This window comes from Bacillus sp. JJ1764, from assembly GCF_036962145.1.
In the GTDB taxonomy this organism is placed as follows: Bacteria; Bacillota; Bacilli; order Bacillales; family Cytobacillaceae; genus Neobacillus.
Map to the genome: position 1 here is coordinate 2,651 of NZ_JBALNY010000081.1, position 2,866 is coordinate 5,516.

The 2,866-nt window shown below is 38.8% G+C and carries 6 protein-coding genes; 3 read left to right on the plus strand and 3 right to left on the minus strand.

The features are described from left to right. The first annotated feature begins 116 nt into the window (after positions 1–116). Both V7083_RS12685 and V7083_RS12690 read left to right on the plus strand, forming a co-directional pair. Complete coding sequence (locus V7083_RS12685) at positions 117–341, plus strand: hypothetical protein (RefSeq protein ID WP_335478236.1); 225 nt, start codon at positions 117–119, stop codon at positions 339–341. Between the two features lie 63 nt (positions 342–404). Next, complete coding sequence (locus V7083_RS12690; RefSeq protein WP_335478238.1) at positions 405–899, plus strand: GNAT family N-acetyltransferase; 495 nt, start codon at positions 405–407, stop codon at positions 897–899. A 42-nt stretch (positions 900–941) separates the two neighbouring features. Here V7083_RS12690 and V7083_RS12695 read toward each other — a convergent pair whose 3' ends face one another. Beyond that, complete coding sequence (locus tag V7083_RS12695) at positions 942–1,559, minus strand: RraA family protein (RefSeq protein ID WP_335478240.1); 618 nt, start codon at positions 1,557–1,559, stop codon at positions 942–944. An 87-nt stretch (positions 1,560–1,646) separates the two neighbouring features. Here V7083_RS12695 and V7083_RS12700 point away from each other — a divergent pair, with 87 nt between their 5' ends. Continuing rightward, positions 1,647–2,183 (plus strand): histidine phosphatase family protein, encoded by a 537-nt coding sequence (locus V7083_RS12700; RefSeq protein ID WP_335478242.1) that lies wholly within the window; start codon positions 1,647–1,649, stop codon positions 2,181–2,183. Between the two features lie 31 nt (positions 2,184–2,214). Here the strand turns inward: V7083_RS12700 and V7083_RS12705 are convergent, their stop codons facing one another. Together V7083_RS12705 and V7083_RS12710 are read right to left on the minus strand one after the other, a co-directional pair. Beyond that, the gene (locus V7083_RS12705) at positions 2,215–2,448 is read right to left on the minus strand and encodes a hypothetical protein (RefSeq protein ID WP_335478244.1); all 234 of its coding nucleotides are present in this window, start codon (positions 2,446–2,448) and stop codon (positions 2,215–2,217) included. Positions 2,449–2,462: 14 nt separating this feature from the next. Continuing rightward, positions 2,463–2,681, minus strand: coding sequence for a hypothetical protein (locus V7083_RS12710; protein WP_435556352.1), 219 nt, complete (start codon positions 2,679–2,681; stop codon positions 2,463–2,465). Positions 2,682–2,866 lie beyond the last annotated feature (185 nt).

The window sequence follows — 2,866 nt, forward strand, 5'->3', positions numbered from 1 at the left end:
GTCATATAAAGAATGGGATCCAAATGATCGTCAGGATGTTGGTTCTTTTCAACCTTTACTTATAAAAGGTTTCCCATACGAGATTTTTGAATTATGAATAAGGAGTGGTGTACGTAATGGCAAATAATTTATTGAATACCAATGCTGTCGTATCTGGGCAAGTGTATATGGTGGAATTGACAGATGGCGATCTTCATTCCTTCCGCGTTTTAACTGAAACACCAACGCATTTCATATTTTCGTATTCAACAGAAGGTTCTAATGATGTTTTTGAAAAATCTAAGAGTGACATTTATGGTATTTATGATGTTAAGGAATGGCTAGCAGCTCAGGAAAAATAATACATAGTTATAACTCATATGAGGGCGGAATGGTCCTATTTTTGGTTAAAGGGGATAGGGAAAATGGAGAGAACATCACTTGGGGGACAAACGCGCCTAGCGTTTTACAACCCTGATTATAAAACCTTTTTTGAAGATTATGTTTTAGAGGGGGATCAACTAAAGTTTACTAGCGAACCACTGGATGCACTGAAAATTTGTGACGAGGACCCGGGACGTTATCCTGTTGTGATTTTGTTTAATGACGAACCCGCGGGCTTTTTTGTACTGCATGGACAGGAGGGGGTGAAGGAATACTGGGAAAATGATCAGGCGCTTCTTCTTCGGGCATTTTCTGTTAATCCAAAATATCAAGGAAAAGGGATTGCCCAAAAGTCGATGATGCAATTGCCTGAGTTTGTGAAAGAGCATTTTTCGGGTGTGAATGAGGTCATATTAGCGGTTAATTGTAAAAATGTTGCAGCACAGCACGTTTACAAAAAAACGGGGTTCATTGATAAGGGTGTCCGTGCCTGGGGACGAAACGGGGAAATGTTCATACTACATTTATATTTGTGAAAAAAGGGTTGTATAGTCTTGTTCTATACAACCCTTTACTAATTATTTAGCAAGCAGTTCATCCAAATGCTTACGGATAGCTTCTCGGTTTCCCGAAATTTTTTCTTCCCTCACTTGGTCCTTATGCCATTTATTTAATGCTTTTTCTAATACTGTTTGTTCAATCGCCTGTGGAATCACCACAACCCCATCAGCGTCTCCAACGATGAGATCTCCTGGCTGAATCGGCATACCGCCACATGAAATGGGCACATTGATTTCTCCAATGCCAGCTTTGCCACTCGCTGCCACCGCTGTACCTTTACAGAATACAGGGAAATCAAGAGCTTTAATCCCTACGATATCCCTTATCACACCGTCAACTACAATGCCGCCAATCCCTAAAGTTTGAGCCATTCCTACAACAAAATCTCCAGCTATTGCCCGATATTGATCACCCTTCGCATCGATAACCAAAATATCACCCGGTTTTGCTTCACGGATCGCTCGTAAGACAGCGAGATTATCACCAACAGGAATTTTAACAGTAAAGGCCCTGCCTGCTAATTTGTACTCCTCCTTTAAAGGTTTAATAGAAGGATGAAGGTTATTTAACCCCTCCATGGCATCAGAAATACAGGTGGTGGGCAAGACTTCGAATTGCGAAACTAGATTGTCCATAAAATTTTCCTCTTTTCCTATTTTTTCTACTAATCATAGTTTATAATAAATTGGAAAATTAGGAAAATATAAATCTCTGGGGTGAAAATGTTGAAAAACATATACGTCATTAGACATTGTGAGGCGGGGTGGCAGCCGGCTGAATCATCTCTAACCGAAAAGGGCCTCAGTCAAGCAAACGATTTGGCTAACTATTTATCAAACAAGAATGTTGACCAAATTATTTCCAGCCCATATAAACGTGCTATTCAGTCCAACCGACCACTTGCGGAGAAATTACAGCTAAATATCGAGAAAGATCCTCGATTAGCTGAACGCGTATTAAGTACCCAAAATTTGGTGGATTGGTTGGAACAACTAAAGGAAACCTTTGTAGATTTTGAGAAGAAATTAGAAGGTGGGGAATCAAGCAGGGAAGCACAGAAACGAATCTTAAAGGTGGTAGAGGAAGTGCAAGATAATAAAACAGCCATTATAGTTACCCATGGTAATATCATGTCCTTACTAATCAACTATTTTGATAGGAGCTTTAGTTTTAAAGAATGGAAAAAACTTTCGAATCCTGATGTTTTTCTATTAAAAATCGACGGAAGTAAGGCTAGTTTTGAGCGATTGTGGAAATAAAAAAAGGAACCTGAAAATTTTTTCAAGCTCCTTAAATGATGCTGCTTTTGCCGGTCCAGCTGTCACTTATATCTGCGTCAAATACGAAGTTAATTGGAATAATAAACGGTGCAATGTCGCCATTCTGTTCACCATAGCCTTGGTTCCGTTTGTAAGAAACGAATTGATCAATATATTGGTTTGGGCCCATGTTCATGACTGAGGCATGGTCAAAAACATTCACCTTGATATTACCAAGATTGACAACCATTGGAGCAAATATCAATGACTTTACCTCCTTTATATTACACTGTTTTTAGCCGTATTACTGTCTGTCACATCAGGGTCAACGACATACGAAATCGGAATATTGACAGGGGAAATGTCACCGTTTTGTTCGCCAAATCCTTGATTTCTTTTATAAGATGTTAATTGATCGATAAATTGATTCGGTCCAAAATTGACAAAGGCCGTGTTATCTATCGTATTTATTTTAAAGCCTAGAAAATTTATTTGCATCGGTGCAATATTCACATTAATCACTCCCGAAAATTAAAGATTTTTGTTGATTTTGATTACGGGGGCATCTATGAATTCATCGTCATAAACAATGTTAATTGGAAAGCCTGTGATCGAGCAATCCCCAAACTGCTGGCCAAAACCTTGATTCTTTTTACCTCCAACATTAGTTCCTTTAAAGAAAT

Bases quoted from the DNA above. Each gene is read 5' to 3' on its own strand.
- V7083_RS12685 (WP_335478236.1), top strand. From the start codon at position 117: ATGGCAAATAATTTATTGAATACCAATGCTGTCGTATCTGGGCAAGTG.
- V7083_RS12690 (WP_335478238.1), top strand. From the start codon at position 405: ATGGAGAGAACATCACTTGGGGGACAAACGCGCCTAGCGTTTTACAAC.
- V7083_RS12695 (WP_335478240.1), bottom strand. From the start codon at position 1,559: ATGGACAATCTAGTTTCGCAATTCGAAGTCTTGCCCACCACCTGTATT.
- V7083_RS12700 (WP_335478242.1), top strand. From the start codon at position 1,647: ATGTTGAAAAACATATACGTCATTAGACATTGTGAGGCGGGGTGGCAG.
- V7083_RS12710 (WP_435556352.1), bottom strand. From the start codon at position 2,681: ATGCAAATAAATTTTCTAGGCTTTAAAATAAATACGATAGATAACACG.